Origin of the sequence: Chitinimonas taiwanensis DSM 18899 (assembly GCF_900119825.1) — a bacterium.
In the GTDB taxonomy this organism is placed as follows: Bacteria; Pseudomonadota; Gammaproteobacteria; order Burkholderiales; family Chitinimonadaceae; genus Chitinimonas; species Chitinimonas taiwanensis.
The window spans coordinates 8270-29146 of record NZ_FPKR01000019.1 but is presented as its reverse complement, the minus strand read 5'-3'; the positions used below and the strand labels follow the sequence as shown (position 1 = coordinate 29146).

Annotated in this window: 12 protein-coding genes and 1 pseudogene; 2 read left to right on the top strand and 11 right to left on the bottom strand. The window is 66.5% G+C overall.

Annotation, left to right across the window (positions count from 1 at the left end; translation table 11 throughout):
- From BT173_RS18730 to BT173_RS20085, 3 genes and pseudogenes are all read right to left on the bottom strand, one after another.
- On the bottom strand, positions 1-230 hold a 230-nt coding region (locus tag BT173_RS18730), incomplete at its 3' end, for a hypothetical protein (RefSeq protein WP_139256236.1).
- Positions 231-574: 344 nt separating this feature from the next.
- Positions 575-1123: a tyrosine-type recombinase/integrase gene (locus BT173_RS18725; RefSeq protein WP_373279683.1), complete on the bottom strand. Its 549-nt coding sequence runs from the start codon at positions 1121-1123 to the stop codon at positions 575-577.
- 51 nt (positions 1124-1174) lie between these two features.
- A pseudogene (locus BT173_RS20085) lies at positions 1175-1342 on the bottom strand (phage integrase central domain-containing protein); the annotation flags it as partial.
- 269 nt (positions 1343-1611) lie between these two features.
- Here BT173_RS20085 and BT173_RS18720 point away from each other — a divergent pair.
- Together BT173_RS18720 and BT173_RS18715 are read left to right on the top strand one after the other, a co-directional pair.
- Positions 1612-2340 carry a sensor histidine kinase gene (locus BT173_RS18720; protein WP_072430202.1) on the top strand — a complete coding sequence of 243 codons (729 nt, stop codon included), beginning with the start codon at positions 1612-1614 and terminating at the stop codon, positions 2338-2340.
- The gene (locus tag BT173_RS18715) at positions 2337-3017 is read left to right on the top strand and encodes a response regulator (protein WP_072430201.1); all 681 of its coding nucleotides are present in this window, start codon (positions 2337-2339) and stop codon (positions 3015-3017) included. The genes BT173_RS18720 and BT173_RS18715 overlap by 4 nt, the downstream gene beginning before the upstream one ends.
- 45 nt (positions 3018-3062) lie before the next feature.
- Here BT173_RS18715 and BT173_RS18710 read toward each other — a convergent pair whose 3' ends face one another.
- The 8 genes from BT173_RS18710 to BT173_RS18675 all read right to left on the bottom strand — a co-directional run bounded on the left by BT173_RS18710 (position 3063) and on the right by BT173_RS18675 (position 20875).
- The gene (locus BT173_RS18710; RefSeq protein WP_072430200.1) at positions 3063-4199 is read right to left on the bottom strand and encodes an eCIS core domain-containing protein; all 1137 of its coding nucleotides are present in this window, start codon (positions 4197-4199) and stop codon (positions 3063-3065) included.
- A 142-nt stretch (positions 4200-4341) separates the two neighbouring features.
- Positions 4342-5502: a hypothetical protein gene (locus tag BT173_RS18705; RefSeq protein ID WP_072430199.1), complete on the bottom strand. Its 1161-nt coding sequence runs from the start codon at positions 5500-5502 to the stop codon at positions 4342-4344.
- 19 nt (positions 5503-5521) lie between these two features.
- Positions 5522-8107, bottom strand: coding sequence for a putative Ig domain-containing protein (locus BT173_RS18700; protein WP_072430198.1), 2586 nt, complete (start codon positions 8105-8107; stop codon positions 5522-5524).
- A complete protein-coding gene (locus BT173_RS18695; RefSeq protein WP_072430197.1) occupies positions 8104-9456 on the bottom strand; it encodes an ATP-binding protein in 1353 nt (450 codons plus the stop codon). Before BT173_RS18695 ends, BT173_RS18700 begins: the two co-directional genes overlap by 4 nt.
- Complete coding sequence (locus BT173_RS18690) at positions 9440-13453, bottom strand: contractile injection system tape measure protein (RefSeq protein WP_072430196.1); 4014 nt, start codon at positions 13451-13453, stop codon at positions 9440-9442. Before BT173_RS18690 ends, BT173_RS18695 begins: the two co-directional genes overlap by 17 nt.
- Positions 13450-15999 carry a baseplate wedge protein gene (locus tag BT173_RS18685; RefSeq protein WP_072430195.1) on the bottom strand — a complete coding sequence of 850 codons (2550 nt, stop codon included), beginning with the start codon at positions 15997-15999 and terminating at the stop codon, positions 13450-13452. The genes BT173_RS18690 and BT173_RS18685 overlap by 4 nt, the downstream gene beginning before the upstream one ends.
- A complete protein-coding gene (locus tag BT173_RS18680) occupies positions 15996-16814 on the bottom strand; it encodes a hypothetical protein (RefSeq protein WP_072430194.1) in 819 nt (272 codons plus the stop codon). The genes BT173_RS18685 and BT173_RS18680 overlap by 4 nt, the downstream gene beginning before the upstream one ends.
- Complete coding sequence (locus BT173_RS18675) at positions 16811-20875, bottom strand: baseplate J/gp47 family protein (protein WP_072430193.1); 4065 nt, start codon at positions 20873-20875, stop codon at positions 16811-16813. The genes BT173_RS18680 and BT173_RS18675 overlap by 4 nt, the downstream gene beginning before the upstream one ends.
- Between the last annotated feature and the right edge of the window lie 2 nt (positions 20876-20877).

Here is a 20877-nt window from a genome sequence, read left to right as displayed (position 1 = left end):
CGGCCGAGCAGCTCACCGAGATCAAGACCGGCATCGGTGGACAGGCAGTGGAGTTCAAGGACGGGTAAGGCGGACAGCGCATCGATGCCGCTGAAGGATTCGACCAGCAGGCTGCCCGCATCGAGGCCAGCCACTTGCAGGGCATACAGCCGGGTGTGGGCGTCGAACAGCGCCGTCGGGTCGAACAGCTGGACGAGCGCGTTCGGCAGGTCGGCGAGCGACATGGCCATAGGGTTTCCTCCCGTCAATGCCGCGGGGGCATTGCATGCTAATGATGTGCGTGATGTGGGCATCACTGCGAATTAGCGTAAGAGTTTAACGGGGGGTTATGACATCAGCAAACAAGGGATGGCTGAAATATTTACGTTAGCCTTTGCGATTCAGGCATGGCAGAGATATCAATTAACCCGGTAAACCTCCATGCTGGGCAGTGGGAATGTATTGGGTACATACCCGGCCACGCTCAGCGCCGAAGCATCTGCGGTTGCTGTCAGCCCATTACCTGCCAGCTCCTCTAGCTTAGAAAAAACATTCGCGAGCTATTGGCTTTGGCGTCTCCACAGTTGCGCCTGGTTCAGTCGCATTGCGCCGCCCAATCCGCCATTAACTGATGCCGCTTCTGCAGCAAGTCCCCGCGTCGATACGCAGCCTCCACCGCATCACTCACCGTATGCGCCAGCGCCATCTCGGCGACTTCGTGTGCATAGTTGGTGGATTCCGCACACCAGTCACGGAACGTAGAGCGAAAGCCATGTACCGTAAGGTCAGGTCGGTCCATACGGCGCAAACACATCAGGAAGGCCATATTCGATAGCGGTTTGCCAGCCCTTGCGCCAGGGAATACCCATTCACTGGCGAGCGCCTGCATCTGGACCAGGATCTGCAGGCAGCGGTCAGATAGCGGTATGCGTTGTTCGCGATTGGCTTTCATGCGTGCCGCGGGAATCGTCCACAGCCTGGCGTCCAGATCAAATTCTTCCCAGCGTGCACCCATGGTTTCGCTGGTACGGGTAGCCGTCAGAATGCAGAACTCAAAAGCCAGTGCGGCCACACCGGTTTGCTTACGCAGCGACTGCATGAATGCGGGCAGTTCCGCATAGGGCAAGGCGGCATGGTGTTCCACCTGCTGGGCTTTCTTGCGCGCGGGTAGCAGACTTTCCAGGTGCCCACGCCAGCGGGCCGGGTTCTCGCCCTGGCGGTAGCCGCGCACGGTAGCCCAATCAAGGATGCTCTCAATCCGTTCCCGCAAACGGCTGGCGGTCTCGGTCTTGTCCTTCCACAGCGGTTCGATGCACTTCATCACCAGGGCGGTATCGATATCCGCGACAGGCAGACTGCCGAGCTCTCTGCGTACGGCCTTGAAAGGGAACCAGGCAAGCGCTCAGCACCGTTCCCATACCGAGCCGAGCCATGAGTGCTTGCACTCCCATATCGGCAGTCACGCTCCTGTACAAAGTGATCTGGGTCACAGCCAGCAAGATCGTCTGTGCCTACTATAACGGGGACAAGGTCACGGCCGGTCCTCGGCCAGATGGCGAAAACAGCTGGGTTCAGGCTGAGGAATGCGCTGCGTACCAATAGGGCGCAGAACGGCTTAAGGAAGAGGAAGCGATGCGCGATACGCAACTGCGGGCTGCAGCAGCTTTGACGTCGGCAGACGGCGCTGGGCAGGTCGATCGGACCAGTGAACTCGTCAAACATCTGCATGACAGCCTGGCTCAGTTGCTGTCTTTTGCCCTGATACAACTGGATACGGCGCAGGGTGCGCGCGCTGGGGTGCGCGAATCGGCGCTGCGTCACAGTCGCCAGTTGGTCAAGGAGGCATTGCGCTCCACGCGCGGGCTGATTGGCGATTTGCGCGAGAGTGCCCGTGCTGTGCCGCTCGCCTTCGACCAGCAATTGCTGCAGATGGCGGCCGACGTTAGTCGCCTGAGCCAGCGCGATCTGCAACTAGACTGCCAGCCCCTGCCCGATGCTTTGCCCCTGTCTGTCGGCAAGATGCTGTTGCGCGCGGCGCGCGAGCTGCTGGTGAACGCCTGCAAGCACGCGCCCGGTGCCGCGATTCAGCTGAGCTTGCGTTCGAGTGAGGACGGGGAGGGCATTGTACTGAGCGTATCCGATGACGGGCCGGGCCTGGACCCGCATGCCCTACAGGCCGAATCGGCCAGCAGCTATGGTTTGCGCCAGCTACCGGCTTGCCTGGCCCTGATCGGGGCCGAGCTGCAGCTATTCAGCCAGCCGGGCGCCGGATTGTGCGCGCGTATCCTGTGGCGACCGCAAGCGGCTGAGGCGCAGCCGATGCGGCGCCAGATGACCGGTTCGAATAAGGCCGGGCAATGACGATCCGGCTGATTCTGGCGGACGATCATGCCGTGGTGCGCGAAGGGCTGATTGCTCTCTTGCAGCGTGAGCGCGATATCGAGGTGATGGCGCAGGCGCGCAATGGCATGGAATTGCTGCAGCTGGCACGCACGCTGAAGCCGGATGTGGTGGTAACCGATATCGGCATGCCCATCATGAATGGCCTGGAGGCCATCCGTCGCCTGAGTAGCGAGGCGCTGCCCTGCAAGCTGCTCTGCCTGTCGGTCAGTGATCGGCCGCAGGAGGTGATGGCGGCGCTGGATGCGGGCGCCGCCGGCTATGTGCTGAAGGACAATTCCTTTGACGAGCTGGCACGCGGCATCCGGCGCGTGATGGCGAACCAGATATATCTGAGCGGTGAGCTGATCGGCAGTGTGATGCACGCCTGCCGCAGCCCGGCCGCCGCGCGCGAGGTGATCAAGCTGCCCCAGCTGACCCCGCGCGAAAGGCAGATTGCCCAGCTGTTTGCTGAGGGCCACAGCACTCAGGCCATCGCGAAGCGCTTGTTCCTCAGTGCCAAGACGGTGGCCAGCCACCGCGAGCATCTGTTCAAGAAGCTGGATATTCATAGCATTGCTGAGCTGACTCGTTATGCGTTGCGCGAGGGGCTATCTTCGGCTGAGTTGCTTGCCACATCGGAGAACATGCTGAAATGAGCATCCCCGCCAAATGAGTGCGGCATTCGGCCTTGCTTGCCCGTTTCACAGGCCCTCGTCATCGGTGTCGTAGGCCTCTTGAATCAATGAACTTCTTTCGCCCTCCAAGCCGGTTTTGAGTTTTTTGTACGACTTGGATTTCAGACCGATTTCTTTCTGCGTAGGCATATCGAGTGCGGACTCAGCGAACTTACGTTTCTTGTTCAGATGTTCCTTTTCCTCTTTTTTAGTGAGCTTTTTCTTGCTGTGTTTGTAATCATGGGATTTTCGGTATTCCTTTTTGGCTTGTTTGTACTTCTGTCCGCCGGACATATTGGAATGTCCATCCCCGTAATAGAGTGTCATGCTGCGCGCAGTCGCATCGATTTGATTGGCATAGGCTTCTTCAACTTCGGCCTGTGTGTTGCCACAGCCCAGATCATTTGCCATGTCACCAATGGTTTTTCCCTCATATCTCTTTTCCCACGCTGTTTTGTATAAATCCCAACCCAGGGTGTGATTACGGTGCTTACCTTTGCCTTTCTTACCGAGGATGCTCTTTTCGCCAGGATAGGTACGATCAAATACCCGCACGCCATCGATTACCATTTTGTCCTGCTTGGGTATTGAGCCCGTGACAGCTACGGCGGTTTTTCGCTGGACGATGGATATGGCAGCTTGCTGCGTTGGCGAGGTATGACTGATTGGGCTGGTGGCTGTGCCATGACTGGTCAGCGGCAGGATGGCTTTGCGCTGAATGGCCTTACTACCCATGACGTCGGCTTCATGCTCAAGTTGGGGGTCATTATTGATCGATACGCCTCCCGCGGTTTGCAGCGTCGGCTTGACTCGCCCTTGCCGTTGTTGCACCAAGTGCCAGGCCTCATGTGGCAGGTGTTGCTCTGTCCCCGGTCCCAAATAGATGTCATTGCCCTGCGCGTAAGCATGTGCCTGCAACTGCGCGGGTTTGCTGGAATTGCGATGCACGCGCACACCGCCCATATCCAAGCCAGACAGCGCCTCTATGCCTTGTCGCAGGGGTAGCGGCAGGCCATTTCCTTTGGCCTGCAGCGCGGACAGCTGCTTTGCCTGGGCAAGCTGACGCGTACTGTTATCGGCAAGGCTTTGTACCTTGCCCCTCGGATGGGCTGGTTGCGTATCTGCTTCCGCCTCGCTTGCGGGTTTGGATTTGTACACCTTCATCGCCTTCATCCTCGGTGTGTTGCGCTAGTTGGCCCATTGCGTCGCAAACTGTGGCCGGCATCGGATCACTGTGCCGCTCTTTCAGTACTGTGTTGTCGAATCGCACAGATAAGCAGCATTGAATGCCCGCGTAGTCGGCCGCTCATTTTTCGTGTTCCACGATGGCGCTACGGGGGTAGGCGCGCAGATGGATTTCCCGGTTGCGGATGGCGGATTCCTTGGCGCGCTTGATTTCCTCTTCCAGCTTCGCCTGACCGCCGACGCCGATTTGGTCGGTGGACAGACCGTGCTGGATGGAGGCATTGCCACCTTCGGTGTACTGATCGAGGATATCGTTGAGCGGCACCTTGCTCAGATCCAGCTTAAAACGCCCGCCTTCAGTGAAGGCATCCCCTTGATTTGAGGTGATGTTTTTGGCTGTGGAGCTGGCCGAGAACAGTTTGTTGGCATTTTTTCGGTGCTGCAGGAATTCTAATGAGCTGGCCGGAATCGATGCGAGGCCAGGGTTGTTGGACTTTTCCTTCAGCCATGTTAAATCCGAGTCCGAGTTCTTTGCGGCCTTCATGGTCTTTGTGCTCCAATCGGAATTGGCTTTCTTTTTTCCAGTACTCAAATAGGCATGGTTATATGGTCTTAGGATGTCTCGATTTTCTGCATTGCCCAATTCTTCATCCGGCGTTAGGCCACGATAAGCGAAGCGCCGCAAATAGCCGCGGCCAGTTTTGATGTAATCTTTCTTGCTTGGCCCATTGAGCCCGACTCGTTTGTATACTGCTGAATGTCCTTCTTTTTCCGCTGCGGTATGTTGTACATAGGCAGCGTCTCCTTGAACCAAGGTGGCGACCTTGCGCTTGCTATTTTTGCTGGTGATTAAGTTATCCGATACATCAAAATGCTCCTGAATGGATTGGCTGAATTCATTCAAATCCCAAGAAGCATTTTTCAGGGCGGCGGAATAGTTGCTCTGGGCATCTTTATTGCCTTCCTTACCTTGGAAAGCGCTGGCAGCATTCGCTTTTTTCTGTTTAAGGCTGTTTTTGTAACGGTCTATTTCTTGCTGTAGCAGCAGAACCTCTTCTGGATCTGCTTCCTCATCCTTCTTGAAGCCATACTTGCTGCCACCCACGCGCTGAATGATGGCCTGTTGCCCAGCGGCCAAGTTCTGTTTGAGCTGCAATAGCTTTCCGCTCTGTGTTTGTTGGCGTGGGCTGCTATCGATGCGGGCCTGAGCACCGCCGCTCGGCTCATTGGCTGAGCTCTGGGCCTGCACTGGCCGGACCCATACTTGCTTGGCGACCTTCATATCGAATCCCTCCTGGGGCTTAGGGTTTTTCCACCTTGGGCTTCAGCAGCGGGAACAGCATGCTGAGGATGACGGCCACCAGCACCCAGGTGAGCAGGCGGTTGGTGATGTCGGCCGAGGCGAGGCTGGGGTCGCAGCGCAGTAGCAGGCCGCCCAGCACGAGCGGCAGGATGCCGGCCAGCAGCAGGTAGAGCTGGTAGGGGCGGCCCAGGGCGCGGATGCGGCAGGACAGTAGGAAGAGGGCGAGCGAGAGCACCGCGATGCCGAGCAGCAGCCAGAACAGCGCGCGCAGCGGCCAGCGCCAGTCGCAAACGGCATTGCACAAGGCGTTTTCAGCAGGCTCTGCCCCTAGGAAGGTGCTGCGCACCGTCTTGCTGATTAGCGTTTCCAGACCGGCATCGGCGGCGGGCTTCGGCCAGTAGGCCACACCACCGAAGTTGTCGTTGAAATAGGCCATATCGTCGATGAACTGCTGCGGCTCGGCACTGCCCAGCGGCACCACCGGCAGCAGGCGGCGCAGGAAGATGGCGCGATTGCCGCCCACTAGCGCACGCGCGCCCTCGATCGATTCGCGCAGCACCTTCTTGCTGCGCGTGCTCGGCTCGGGCAACAGGATCAGGTACTGGATGGTCAGATTGGTCTGGCTGCGGTAGCCGCCGTTCTCGTTGCGGATACGGCCGTCCTCGAAGGGTGGATCTTCAGCCATCACCAGGTAGTCGAACAGCCGCTCTATCGACCAGCGCGCCTGTTTGGGCGGGCTGGCCTGCCCTTTTGCTTGGCGTGCCGGGTCGGGACTTTGCAGTTCGGGCAGCAGGTCGCCACCGTTCAGCATCAGGCTCAGCGTGTAGCTGCGCGGGCTCTGGCGCAGTTCGGTGATCAGGGCCTGGATCAGCCGGTGGCGGAATGCATCGAAGACCGCGTAACCGGGTTCGCCGCTGGTGGGCAGACGGTCCAGATACAGGGTCAGGCCATCACCCAGGTATTCGGCCTCGGCCAGACCCGGGATGCGATCCTGCCAGCGCTCGCCCAGCTGGCGCAGCGGCGTATCGAGCAGGCGGCGCGCCTGGCGGGCCACCTGCTCGGCGATGCGTTGCTGGTGGTCATCGGGCAGGCGTTGCAGGAACTGCCAGTCGCCGCGGTACAGGGCAAGGTCGAGCTTGCTGCCATACAGGTGCACGGCGCGGAAGAAGGCCAGCTGCGCCTCGCTCGGGTGCGGCTGCAGCACATTGCCATCGTCGTCGAAGGGCTGGGCAAAGCCGACGATGCGTTCATACAGGCTGAAGTCGATCGGCATGCTGTCGGCGGTGTTCTGCCAGGCCGGAGCGAAGCGCCAGACGGCACGGCCGTCGGCGCTGCGCAGGCAGTTGCAGCCGGTGCCCTGCCAGACCGGTGCGGCCTGGCTATCGAGCTGCCTGGCCTGCTTGGCCTGCTCGACCAGCCAGGCGCGCAGCTTGCGCGGCAGCAGGGTGGCGGGCAGGTCCTGCCAGCTGACCGGGGCATCCGAGGCGGTCTCGGCCGCTTTGCCTAGCGGCGCATCCCAAGCCACTGCGCAGCGCGCGCGCCATTGCTCGGCCGTGGGCGAACTCTGTCGGCTGGCAATCGCCTGTTTGTCGGTCAACTCGGCGGCATAGCTGCACACGCGTGCGTCGAGTGCGGCCACGAACAGATCGCGATTCAGGAATTCGACGCCGATCATGGGCTGCAACAGCTGCTGCAATTGGGCGGCGGCCGCGTCATTGAGCTCATCCAAGCCATTGCTCGCCGCGGTGTCCGCGCCCTGTTTGGCCGGCGTGGCTGGGCTGGGCTTGGGTGCGGCCAGCGCCGCATCGCCCGCCAGTGGCGCGGTGGCGGCAGCGCTGTCCGGGCTTGGCTGGGCCGGCTGGGCCACTGGCGTGCTGTGCAGCTCGGCCACGGCCTCGGCGCTATTCTGCTCGGGCGCCGCCTCCTTGGCAGGTGGCGGGGCAGGCTTGATCGCTTCGACCAGTTTGGCACTGAGCAGATAGGTATCAAGCTGCCCCTTGGGCACCAGCGGTCTTTGGGCGGCGGCAATCGGCAGGGTCTCGATCTGGCTGATCTTGGCCGGCAGGGGCTTGGGCGCGGGGGGAGGCGGCCGGGTGGTGGGCGAAGCCGGGCCGAGCACGTTCAGCCGATAGCGCTGGCGCAGCACCTGGCCGGCCTGGTCGCGCAGCTCGAGTGTGAACAGAAAACGGCCGTGCTGGCTGCTCTTGCCCTGCAGCTCGCCGTCTGCGCTCAGCTGCAGGCCCTCGGGCAAGCCGCCCGCCAGGGCCTGGAAGCGATACGGCGCCTGACCGCCGCTGGCCTGGAAGCGATAGCGATAATCCTGACCGAGCCGCGCGGCCGGCAGGCCGGTGGCGGCTGTCTTGCGCAGGGTCAGCGGCTCGATCTGTGGGTCGCAGTTCTGCAGCAGCAGACCGGGGTCCTCGCTGCCCGGGCAGGCCGGGTTGACTGTGCCGGGGCCGCTCTGCGCGGCGGCCGCGGGCTTGTCGGCCGGCGGTGGCGCCAACACCAGCTTGGCCGCGGCGGCGGGCAGCAGCAGACACAGGCATAGCGTGAGCACGCGCTGCTGCAGGCGCTTGGCCCTCATAGCGTCCTCCCTTCCTTGCGCATCTCGCGCGCCAGGCCCTGCTGCAGATGGCGTGCATGCAGCTGGCTACTCGCCTCGCGATTCGCCTGCAGCACGGCAAAGCGCAGCACATTCACCATCGCCCCGCCCGATAGCTCGTGTTGCTCGGCCAGTTCAAGCAGGTCGATATCGTCGGCCAGCCGCTCGGGCTGGTTCAACAGGCTGCGCCAGAGCTGCAGGCGCTGGGTCGCATCGGGCATGGGGAAATAGATCATGGATTGGAAACGCCGCGAAAAGGCTTCATCGATATTGCCGCGCAGATTGCTGGCCAGGATCACCACGCCGGGAAAGTCCTCTATGCGCTGCAGCAGGTAGGCGATTTCCTGGTTGGCATGGCGGTCATTGCTGTTCTGGGTGGCCGAACGCTTGCCGAACAGCGCATCGGCCTCGTCGAAGAACAGGATCCAGTGGCGGCTTTGCGCCTGATCGAAAACCCGCGCCAGGTTCTTCTCGGTCTCGCCGATGTATTTCGACACCACCATGGATAGGTCGATGCGGTAGACATCCACCGCTGCGCTCTGGCCAAGCAAGGTAGCGGTCAGCGTCTTGCCGGTGCCCGGCGGGCCATAGAACAGGCAGCGGTAGCCGGGTTTTACTGCCCGCCCAAGCCCCCAGTCCTGCATCAGGGCCGGCCCCTGGCGTAGCCAGGACTGGATGATCTCGATCTCGTCCATCACCTCGGGGGCCAGCACCAGCTCATCCCAGCCCAGCTGCGAGCTGATGCGCTTGGCCGGGAACTGCGCGTTGTAATCGGGCTTGTGCCACACGCCACTTTGCAGGCGCTGCAGCGCCTCGGCCGTGACGGTGAGCAAGCCGCTTAGCTGCGGCTCGCCGCCCACCTCGCCCTCCAGCACCACCAGGCCGCTTTGTGCGAAGGCCTGTTCGGCATCGAACAGGTTGAGTAGCTCGAGGCGAGCGGCCAGGTCTTCGCCGGCCAAGAGGAAGGCCGCGGTCTCGCCGCTGGGCAGAAAGCCGCCATGTCGCTGCGCCTTGATGCCGCCGAACTCGCTGAAGCCGCGGTCGAAATTGCGGTTCTTGACGAAAAAGAGATCGAGCGCGGCTGGGCGTAGATGTGGCGCCATGGCCAGGGCCAGCAGCAGGCGCTCGCGCGCGCCCAGGCCGTATTGCGCCACCAGCTCGGCCAGCGCGCTGCCGGCCAGCAGTGCGGGCGGCGCCAGTGCAGCGAGCGCAAACGGCTGTTGCTCGAAATGCTGCTTGAAACGCAGCTCGAGCACCGCCTCCAGCCAGTCCAGCTCCTGGCGCAAGGCTTCGGCATGCAGGCTGCCGCGCGGCTCAACGCCAGTCGACATACAGCACCTCGTGCATCCAGGGCAGTTTGATGGTGCTGTAGGACCAGGGCAGCCGGTCAAGCAGCATATCGAAGGGGCCGCTCTTCACCGCCAGCTGCCAATGCTGGCCGGCCTCAGCCCGCTCGTGTGTCAGGCGCCCCTCGCGTTGCAGAAAGGTCTGGCGCAGGCCGTCCGGCGAGGTGCTGCCCAGCGCGCGCCAATGCGCAATTACCGCCTGCAGCAGGCCATCGAGCGTGGCACGCGTGGCCTCGCTCAGCCCGGGCGTATCGAGCAGGGCCTGGGCCTGCGGCATGCCGCATAGCAGCTTGGGCAGCACCCATTCCGGCTCGCTGCCCTGCTCATGCCCATCCACCAGATAGGCGAGGCAGCGTACCGCCTGGGCCTGGGCGGCCGCATCGCGCCAGGTTTTGCCATCCAGCAGTTCCAGCATGCCGAACAGGCGCTGGCTATAGCTGGCCAGCAGCACCAGGCCGGCATTGTCCAGATAGTGGCAATCGGTCTGCCCGGCCGGGCGCGAGGGCGCCGTGGCGGGATGGGCCGGGTCGCCATGCAGTGGCAGCGCTTGCTGGGCCAACTGCTGCTCTAGCAGGCTGGGTGGGCGGCGCAGCGCGCTGGGGCCTGGGTGTGGCGGGCTGCCTGGTGCTGGCGTATCCGCATGCTCGGCACTGCCGGCCAGTGCCTGGCCGAGCCGCCACAGCCAGCGCGCCAGCGAGGCGCTGCGTGCGCCCTGGTCGGCTCGGTCTTCGCGGCACAGGTGGACGGCATAGCGGCGTTGCAGCAAGTCCGCCTGGATGGGCTGGCCGCTCAGGAACAGGTAGTCGGCCAGAAAGGCCCAGTGGCTGGCCAGGCGGGCGGCCTCATTACGCTGGGGCTGCAGCAGGGCCTGGCTGGCCAGCAGCTGCTTGCTGCTGGTGCGCAGCTGGCGGATATCGGCCGGGAATAGCGCGGCCAGCAAGGACCAGCGCTGGCGGCTGTTGCTGCTGGCCAGCCAGCGCGCGCACAGCGCGGGCGCGGCCAGGCTGCGCTGCAGCTGCTGGCGCGGCAACCAGCCGCGCTGACTGGCTGGCAGTGCGGCAAAGCGCGCGAGCAGGGCCAGCGCCTGGTTAGGTGTTGCCGCTGCGGCATCGACCGCGACCGCCGATGGCGGCTGGGTGGTGGCCAGCGCCTTGGGCTGCGGATGGGGCGGCGTCTGCAAGGCCTGTAGCACGGCGCGCTGCAGGCGTGCCAGCCAGGCGCTGGCCTGGCTGCTTACCGTAACCACCTCGGGTCTGTTCACGGGCGCTGCCACCTGCCGTAAGGCGTTGGCCAAGGCCTGCATGGCCTGCCCGGCGCTGGCAAAGCGTTGCGGCAGCCGGGCGGCCAAGGCGGCCGCATAGCGACGTGTCAACTGGCCGGCCTGGGTATCGGCACCCGCCACACCCAGCAGCTGCCCATGCCAGGCCTTGCGGCGCGCAGCCGACCAGTCGGGCAGCAGCCGCGCCAGGGCTTGTGCCAGCCAGTCGGCCAGCGTGGCCTGGTCAGCCTCTGCCTGAGCGGTGCGCAGGGCCGCAGGCGCAGGCGGTCGCTGGGCGCGCAGCTGCCAGAGCCGTGCGCGCAGCTGCGCCAAATCTAGTGGAGCGGCCGATTCAGGTCGGGTTAGGCCAGCGCGCGCCAGCCAGTGCGCATACAGCGCTGTGGGCTGGGCGCTGCCCTCGTCCTGCTGATAAACCCATTGCAGCGCATGCAGCCATAGCCAGTCCTGCAGCGCCTTGTCGCGCCAGCCGTGGCGGCGATGCGTGTCGCTGCTGCTCGGGCAGCGCGCGCAGTCGGCAATGGCGGCGGGTAACCAGTCCCAGCGTGCCTGGGCCGTGTGCCAATCCTGCCCGGCCGCCAGCGGCGGCGTACTGAGCAGCACCAGCAGTTCCTGCTTGCGCTGGCGGGACCAGTGCTGCGCCACCTGCCAGCACCAGGCCTGGCTTTCCAGATAGGGCGCCAGTGCGGCCTTGCGCTGGGCAAGCGGGTAGCGCAGGCCGTGGCACCACAGGGCCTCGCTGCTCGGCAGGCTGGTCCCGCCTGGCGTGGCAACGGCGCTTGGCGCCGAGCTTGCATGGGCCAAGCCAGAGTGTGTATCCGCCAGCTCGGCTTGCCAGCGTTGCAGATGGGCGCTCAGCGCGGCCTCGGTCGATGCTGCGCGGTCTTGGCGCAGCTGCGCCTGCCAGCGTGCAGCCCAGAGCGAGGGCGGCAGATCGGTGCTGCGTACGGCCAAGGCGGGCAACGTCTGCCGCCTGGCCGTCAGCCAAGGCCCTGTGTCCGCGCTGGTGGCTGGCTTGTGCTGCACGCCGAAGCGCCTGGGTGTAAGCCGCCAGGCCTGCACCGGGGTGTCGTTTGGGGCGGTGGGCCAGCCGGGCCGCGCGGCAGGTGAGCTTGCCAGCTGCTCACTGGCAGGCCCATCCGCCATCTGTGGCGGCGCGGGCGCCTGCCATTCGGCCAGCGCCGCGCGCCATAGCTGCGCCCAGCCGCGGGCATCACGTGGCATGGGCTGGCCCAGCGCCAGCTGGCGCAGGCTGTAGTCCTGCAGCCAGGCTTGCAGGGCCGATAGGCCGGCGCCCTGGCCGGCAGTCGGCTGCGCACCCTGGGCCAGCGCCGCCAAGGCGAACTGGCGCAGCGTTTCCTGCCAATGGCTGGCCTGGCTCAGCTGCCGCTCGGCATCGCCAGGGGCGGGTTGCTGGCCGGCCAGGGCCAGCATCAGCTGCCAATGCAGGCCAGGATCGCGCTCGTGCGCTTGCCGCAGGCGCCAGTCGCGCTGCAGCGCCAATACCTGCAAGCGGGTCTGCAGGCGCTGCGGCGCCTGTCTGGCCAGCCCTTGCAGCAGGCCGAGCAGGGCAGCGGTGCCGAGCGGCTTGTCCCCGTTCAGCCCGGCCAGCAGGCTGTGCAGCGCTTGTTCCTGTAGGCGTGCCGACGCCTTGGCGGGCTCGGGCGTGCGCTTGCCGGGCTGTGTGGCGCCCTGCGGCGTACGCCCGGGCAGCGATTTGGCGTTCTGCACGCGCTGGCCAGGGCGTGGGCCAAGCTGGCCGAGCAGATTGCCCAGCAGCAGCTGACCGAGTTCGGCACCGGCGCCGCTGCCCTGACCGGCGTGGCGCAGCGGGCGCCAGTGGGCGCGCCAGGCCAGGCCGAGCTGGCGGACCAGGGCCTCGGCCAGCGCCTGCTGCAGATGGCGCAGGCGATCGGCGCTCAGGTTGCCGCCGCGCTGCCCCCACAGTGCCTGCAGACCAGCCACCCGCCAGGCCTGTTGCAGCTGCGCGAGCTGGTAGGCGCTGAGTCGGCCGCGTGCCTGCAGCGGGGCCAGGATCTGCGCATCCAGCAGCAGTAGGCTGTCGGCCAGCTCGCGGTGGCGTACCGCCAGCAGCGCCTGCAGGCCCTGGTGCGGGGTGATCTGGCTGAGCCGAGCCAGCACATAGTCGCCCGGGCGCAGCTGTTGCAGCAGCGTCCAGAGCCGCGGCCCGGTGCGCTGGGCCAGCCGGCTCAGCCAGCCCGATAGCTCACGCCCGGCCAGTGGGCTGACCGACCAGGGCAGGTGACCATGCACGAGGTAATAGAGGAAGTTCTCCAGCGCATGTTGGCTGCTGGCACGTGGGCGTAGTGCGGGCGGCTCGGCGCCCAGCCGGGCGAGCTGCCCCGGCGGTGCGACCGTGCTGTGCTTGGCCTGCGGCAGCTGCTGGCGTGCACGCAGCAGCTGGGTCCACAGCTGTTCGGCCAGGCAGTCGGCCCACTGGCTGAAGCTGCCATCGGCGGCCAGCGGGCCGGTGTCAATCTCCAGCGTATCGAGCTGCCACACTTCGCCCGGTGGCGAGGCGCGGCTGAACACGCGCGCGATGGTGGCGAGGCCCGGCCCGTTCAGGAAGCGGCTCAGCCTGGCCTGGTGCGCCTGCGCTTGCTGGCGGTCGCGCGCGCGGCTGGACCAGCTCAGTAGCTCGATCTGGTGCGCGGGTTCTGGCCTGGGGATGCGCGGGCTGTTCATGGCGCCTCCGCCTGGCGGGCCGGTTCCCAGCTCTCCAGCAGCGCGCGCAGCGCAGCCGCACACTGGTCGAGCTCCTGCGTGGCCGCCATGCTGCTGGCCTCATCGCCCTGGGTCCAGGCATGGCAATGCGCCTGGCGCGCATGCAGCCAGGCGCTGAACAGGGCTTCGAAGCGGGCCAGCTGCGCGGCATCGGGCCAGAACAGCTGGGGGCGCAGATGGGCCGGGCAGGCCAGGGTCACCGTTTCGGTGGCCAGATCGCGAAAGCTCTGCTCGGCGCCACGCGCAGTCCAGCCGGTGAATACCAGGCTGAGCCGCTGGCCATGGAAGGCCTCGGCCGCCGCATCGAGCGGCAGCGGGTCCTGTGGGCGCAATAGTACATGCTCGACCAGGTGCAGGCCCTCCGCCTCGCGCTGCAGGCGGCAGGCGAATTCATGCAGATAGAGCGCAGGTGGCAGCACGCCGGCCGGCCCTGGGCGCACGGCCAGCGGCCACCAGTGGCCGTGCTCGTCGGGCCCCAGCCAGAGCGGCTGCTCTGCATCGGCACTGCTCAGGTAACGCTCGGCATGGGCCGCACAGCGCAGCAGGGCGGCGGGTAGTGCCTGCAGATCGAGCGCGGTGAAGTAGTGGCCGAGGCGCGCCGCTACCCGGCCGTCGGCCACATCCTGCGCATACTGGGCATCTAGCCTTGCGCGCAGCGGCAGCCACAGAGCCAGCACTGTGGCATCGGGCGGCGGCGCGCTGGCCGGGCCGGCGCGCGGGCTTTCATCCAGGTCCATGCCCAGGGCAGCCAGCTCGCCGCTCAGCAGCCGGCTATGGCTGTGGCTGAAGCCAAGCAGCAGGCTCACTCTTTCCTGCAATGCGGCGGTATTGCCCTTGCGCCCGAGCGAGGCGCGGCTGTAATCGATGCCGCCGGCCCGGTCGCGCGTATGCCGCACGATGCGCAGCAGCAGGCGACGCTTGCATTCATACAGATGGGCCTGCCATGACGCGGCGCTGTAGTAGCAGCCGAAGCGCTGGATGCTGTTCTGTGCGCAGCTCTCGCCATGCAGGGCTAGCAGTAGGTCGAGCACGCGGCTGCGCCGCTCCAGCACCGGGTCGCTGTCCCCGCGCAGCTGCGCGCGCATAGCCGCCTCATCCAGATACAGGTCGCTGAGGCCCGGCAGCTGGCTGGCGTCGAGCTCATCCCAGGCATAGCTATGGCTGGTGTCGCGGCTCAGGCTGAACAGATTGCGCAGCGCAGGTAGCTGGGCCTCGCCATGGGCCAGCCACTGTTCAAGCAGGGCCAGATAGCCGGCGAACTGAGCTTCGCCATCGGCACTGGCGGCCGGCCGGCTGTGGGCAGCGCGATACAGCGGCGGGAGCTGCTGCCAGCTGGACAGATAGCGCAGCGGTGCGCGGTACTGGCCGCTGGGGCGCGGCAGTAGACGTGGGGCGGCGCGGCGGCCGGCCACCAGCATGCTGGCCAGGCGGCTGGTCTGGCGCTCGTCCTCCAAGCGCTGCAGGAAAGCCGGCACATCCAGGCTCAGGCGGCTGCCGCGCCGGCTCAGCTGCCAGCCCTGCACGTCCTCGACCTGCTCGGGCCAGCGCAGCTCCAGCGCCCAGTCCGGGCCCGACCAGGCCAGGCTGTCGCCTTCGTCCACCTCGGCCTCGGCGCCGATCAGCTGCAGGCCGAGTCGGTGTATGGTCACCACGCCGTCGATCTCGCTCAGTGCGCGCGCCAGATCGCTGAAATACAGGCGCTTGTCCGGCTCCTGGCCGAGTTCGTTGCCCGCTATCCAGCCATGCTGGAGCGCCGGGCCTTCGAACAGCGCGCTGCTGTCCAAGGGCATGCCGGCCGCGGCCGCCTCGCGCAATCGGGCCTGGGGCGACTGGCGCTGCGGGCTGGCACTGATCAGCGCGGCGGCGCGCTGCACGAGTTCGAGCAGGATGTCGTTCAGTTCGCGCGCGCCATCCACGCTCAGCGCCAGTTGCAGCTTGCACCAGCGCGGTTGTAACACGCCGACCGGCAGGCACAGGTCCTCGCCCAGATTGCGCTGTGCCCAGTAGGCCTGCGCGGCGCCGCGCGCCGCGGCATCGCCCAGGCCAGCCGGTGCGCGCAACGCCAGCTGCCAGCACCCGTCCTGCGCGGGCATCTGCAGGCGCAGCTGGCGCACCATGGGTACGCGGTCAAGCAGGTAGCGCTGCCAGTCCAGCTCGGTGCTGGGCCGGCAGGGCAGGGCCTCCTCGGCGCTATGCAGCGCATGGCGCCGGTAGTGGATGCGCCCATCCGGCGCGGTCAGCAGATCGGTCAGCGCTGTTTCGGCGCCGAACACCGATTCGGTCAACGCGAAGCACAGTGCTTCGAGCAGGGTGACGCCGGGGTCGTGGTGGTTGTAGTCGGTCCACAGCTCGCCGCTTAGTGCCTGCGCCTGGGCAATGCCGAGCCGGCGCAGCGCGATGAAGCTGAAGTCGGCATCCTCGCGCAGGCGGCTGATGCGGGCTGGCGCGCCTTCGGGTGGCGTCTCGGCCAGCGCCTGATCGAGCAGCGGCAAGGTGGCGGCCCTCATGTTTGCGACTCACTCATATGCGGGTCGAACCACAGCTGGGTCAGCTGGGCCTGGATGCGCACACCGCTGCCGAAATCGCAGCCGGTGCGAATCTGCAGCTTATAGCTGGCATTACGCCCGCTGCTGCCCTGCCAGCGCAGCTGCAGCCGGTCGCAGCGCCGGCTGTAGAAGCCATGGGTGCAGCGTATGCCGCGCTTGCGGTTGAACAGGTTCAACAGGCCCAGGGTCGGGTTATAGGTATTCAGCGCGGTGGCATGCAGCAGGCCAAAACGGCCCTGGCCGCGGTGGCCGGCGCCGGCCATGATCTCGAAGGCCTGGCAGCCTTCCAGCGCATCGGTCAGGTCCTGCCATTCGCCATTGGCCAGCAGCGGGCTGTCCACCTCGCGCCGGTAGGCGCCGCGCCGGCCCTGGCTGCTCAGCACGCCGGCCACATCCAGCGTGGCCTGCGGCGCCTCGGTGCCGATGCCGATGCGCCCGGCCTGGTCGAGGCAGAGCAGGGCGGGCGGCGCATGCTGGCCTTCGTTGAGCAAGGCCTGCTGGCCGACCTGCTGGCGGCCGCGCACCAGCAGCGGGTCCTGCGCACCGCCCAGTTCCAGGCGCCAGGCCGGGCTTTCCGGCTCCTGGTCACGGAAGAAACTGAGCAACGCGTCGTGGCCCTGCGGCGAATACACCTCGAAACCATGCTCGACGGTCTTGCGAAAGCCCTCGTCGCTCATATTGAGCATCGAGTCGATCAGATCGGCGAAGTGATCCTCATTGGGCAGGGCGCCTTCGCGGAAATAGCGCTTGAGCGATTCGCGGCTGCGGCTGGTCATGCCTGGCTCGCTTCTGCGCTGATGCCGCGCCCGACGATAAAGGTGCTGCCCACTTCCAGCCGGGTGATGCCGGTCGGCACGCTGCGCAGCGGGGTGGCCTCATCCAGCAATTCCAGCAAATGCTGGCGCACCGGCAGCAGCAAGCTCCAGGGCTGGGCCGGGCGCAGCTGGCGGCTGGCTTGGGTGGTGGTATCGCGTAGCGCATGGAAGGACTGGTCATTGCGCACGATATGTAGGAGCGAGAGCTGGCTGAGCTGGGCCACCTCGGCCTGCTGGCGCAGCAGCGCTTCCAGCGTCTCGGCGCGCAGCGTCCAATCGAAGTCGGCGCCCAGGCCCTGGGTATGCCAGGGCGACAGGTGTTCGACCAGCAGCTGGTTGAGCCGGCGCAGCGTGGCGCCGGCATGGTAGCCCGGCTGCAGGCGCAGGCTGGCGCGCAGCTGTACGCGTTCGTAAGCGGCATTGCGCACCAGCACGCGTGCGCCGGCCGGCGCGCGGGCCTGCAGATAGCGCTGCATGGCGTCCAGGGTGGCGGCGTCCAGATGCGGCGCGTCGGTGCTGTGGAACAGGCTGCCCTGCTGCGGCTGCGGCACCACCACCAGCAGCACCTGGCCTGGCGCACGGTCGAGCGCCTGTTGGCCCAGGCCGCGCCCATCGCCCAGGCTAGCCTGATGGTGGGGGAAGCATTTGACCTTGAAGGCCTCGGGAAACGCATCCAGCAGCAGGCGCTCGTAGTCCCAGCTGGTCTGGGCGCGCAGCTTGTGGCGCAGGCGTTCTGCAGCACGCAGGCGCAGCGCGGCGTCCGGGTCGGCCGGGCGGCGGCCGTAGGAGGGGCCGATCTGCAGCACGCTGCGCAGGCCAGGCAGGCTTTGCGCCGGCGCATTCACACTGCCCGGCGCCAGCGGCAGCAGGCCCTCGTCCGCGCCGGCTGGTGTGCAGCGGCTGGCGCTGATGGCATGCGTGTATACACCATACAGGCCGGCCAGCTGGCTGAAGCCCCAGTCGGCGCTCAGGCGCAGCCAGTAGCCGGCCTCGGGCAGCGCATCGCAATCGGTGCTCATGCCGGCTGGCAGGTTCAGCTGCACGATGCCCGAGCGCAGCAGGCCCTGGGTGCTATCGGCCAGCTGCTGCTGGGGGCGCAGCGCCTGCCAGCCGCCGGCCTGCCAGCTGGCCCAGTGCAAGGTGGGGGCGGCCTCCAGCCAGCGCTCGGCCGCTTCCTCCTTGCGCAGGTGGAAGAACAGGTTCAGGCCACCCTGCGGGTCTTCGCCCGCCAGGCCGATATACAGATTGCCGTCGTATTGATAGTGGGGCAGCAGGCTAGGCTGCGTGGTGCTGCCCTGGCGGCCGATTTCCAGCAGGCCGAATGGGTGCAGGTGGTAGACGCGCTGCAACAGCCCATCGCTGCGCTGCTTGGCCGGTTCGGCGCTGAGTGGCAGATCCTGGCTGGCCTGGTAGTTGAGGGTCAGGCTTTCCAGCTTGGGGGTATAGGGTTCCAGGGGCAGCTTGGTCGTCTGCTTGCTGCGCGCATTGCGGGTCAGCACGGCGCTGAGCAGGCCAGGGTAGAGCGCGTGGCCAAAGGCCTGCGCCGGTTCGCTCAGATCGAAGCGGAAGAAGCCATTGCGGCTGTTCAGGCCGAACAGGAAGGGCTGCTCGGCCGGCAGGGGCGGGCTGGCCCGGTGCAGGCGGCGCAGCTCGGCGGGCGGGAAGTTCAGGCGCTGGTTGGCCTGCAGACGTCCACTGCCGGCGTGCTCGCTGAATAGGGCGAGACCGCTACCCATGCCCTGACACCACTGCCCGTCGACCAGCACCTGAGGCCGGGTCAGAAAGGCACTGCTGCGCCACTCGCCTGGATAGCCCGCATAGTGCTCGGCCATCCCGCCGCGCGCGCTGGGCAGGTCGGACCATTTGAGCTGCAGCTGCAGCGCCTGCAGCGGTTTGCAAGCCAGTTCGGGGCTGCCCAGTAGCAGATAGCTGCCGGCCGTGGGCGCTGGGCCGAAGGGCTGGAAGGGCTTGGACGGATCGAGCCGGCCGAGCTGGTTGTACAGTACCACATCGCGCAGGCCGCGCACCGCCACGCTCAGATTCAGTTCGAGCAGCTGATATTGCTGCAGCAGGCTGTAGGCATACAGACGGCTGCGGGTCTGCAGGCGCAGCTGCAACACCGCCTGGGCCGGCCAGAGCGCGCCGTGCACGGCGGGTTGGCACGGCACGATGGCAGCCTGCTCGGCACCCAGGCGCAGCACCAGCTCCAGGCTGCCGCCGCAGCGCGGATTGCCCGCCTCGACCTGGTGGCGACGCATGAAGACCTTGTCCAGGGTCAGCCAGCCGCTGGCTGTACTCAGCTTGGCTTCCCAGGCATCGGCCAGCACGCGGCCGAAGATCAGCGTGCGGTCAGGCTGGATCGCGCTGCCTTCGCGCGGTGGATAGATCAGGATCAGCGGGTCGTCGATTTCCACCCGGCGCGGTACTTGCTCACCGCGCAGCTGGGCTGCATGCGCGCGCAGGGCTGCTAGGTCGACCGGGCGCAGGTCTTCCTCGCGCGCCTGTAGCCAGGCGGCAAACAGGCGGCCCAGCCGCTCGGCGAAATAGTCCGGGCTGCGGCAGGCCAGGCAGCGGGCTAGCAGATAGCTGAGCTGCACATCGGCCTGGAACTGCGTGGCGCGCTGCCAGGCCGCTTCGGCCAGGCTGGCCGGATCGCTGATTGGCTCGGGCGGTCCGGGGCGCGGACGGGGCGGGAAATGCTGCTGCTCATAGGCGGCATAGCGTGCGTAGACCGTGGCCAGCCAGGCCGGCGTACGCTTGGCCGCGGGCTGGCGCAAAGCCTGCTGCAAGACCCCATCCTGATCGGCTGGATGGGCGAGCTGCACGCGCAGGCGCAGTTCGCGGCGGCCTTCCTTCAGGATCAGCAGCGGGCTGGCGATGGCCAGGCCCAGCTCGGCATCCTGTGCCTGGGCGCTGGACCCCTTGGCCTGGCCGCCCAGCAGCGGCCACCACGGTGGGCGGGCCGCATAGGCGGCCTCGGGCGCCAGCAGCGGCAGGGCTTCCACCTTCAGCCGGGTTGCGTAATCGAACTCGCGTTCGGGCGAGATCAGCGGGTCGCGCTCGCTGCGCAGCGTGTAGAGCGCGCTGACTCGGGTCTGGCTGAGTTCCAGGCCGCTGTCTGCGGCGAATTCCAGTGTTTGTCCCTGCGCATCCTTGCCGCCCAGAAAACGCATGCCCGGCGTGATGCTGACCGCGCCGTTGAAGCGCGGTTCGCGTTCCAACAGCAGGTGCACGCGTTCGCTGGCCGCCGGTCGCGGCTGCAGCCGCAAGAGGTCGCGGTAGTAGAACTCGATCAGCCGCTCGGGAAAGCGGTTGAGCGGCGCGCGGCTGTGCTGGTAGAGCTGCAGGCTGCTTAGCAGCAGGCCCATGGCCGGGTCGTGCCGGCCGCTGTGCAGGCTGCGCTCGAACTGCCGCTGCGCCTCGCCCTGCTGACGGGCTATCGCCTGACTGATGGCCAGCCAGGCACGCCGCAGCAGGTCGCGGCGCGACTTGGCCTGCCCGGCATCCGATTTGCCGCTGCCGACCTGGGCCTGCCAGTGCGCCATCTGCGCCAGACCATGCCGGGCCCAGCTCGGATGCAGCTGCCCGCCTGGGTGGCCAAACAGCTGGATGCAGCGCGCGAGTAGGCCGGCTAGGCCCTGTTCGATCTGGGTGAGCAGGGCCTGGCCGAGCGCCTTGCCCGCCGCCGATTCGGCGACCAGCAGCTGCTGGCACCAGCCGTCATAGCGCTGCACGAGCTGCCAGAGCTGCTGCCAGAGCGTGGTTTCCGGCTGCCAATCCAGCGCGGCCAGGAAATCGGCCTGCAGGCGGGGCAGCGGCAGGCTGGCCAGTTCGGCCAGCTGCACCGCCTCGTCCTGTCCGAGCACGCTGGCCCAGCTCTGCGTGCTGCGCCCAAAGCGTAGGCTGGCAGCCTGGGCCAGGCTCAGGCGCAGCCTGTCCACCAGGCTCAGTTCGTCGGGCAGTACATAGCCGGCTTGCAGGGCGGCGGCCAGGCGCTGGTCTTGTTGGGTTCCGTGTTGCATGC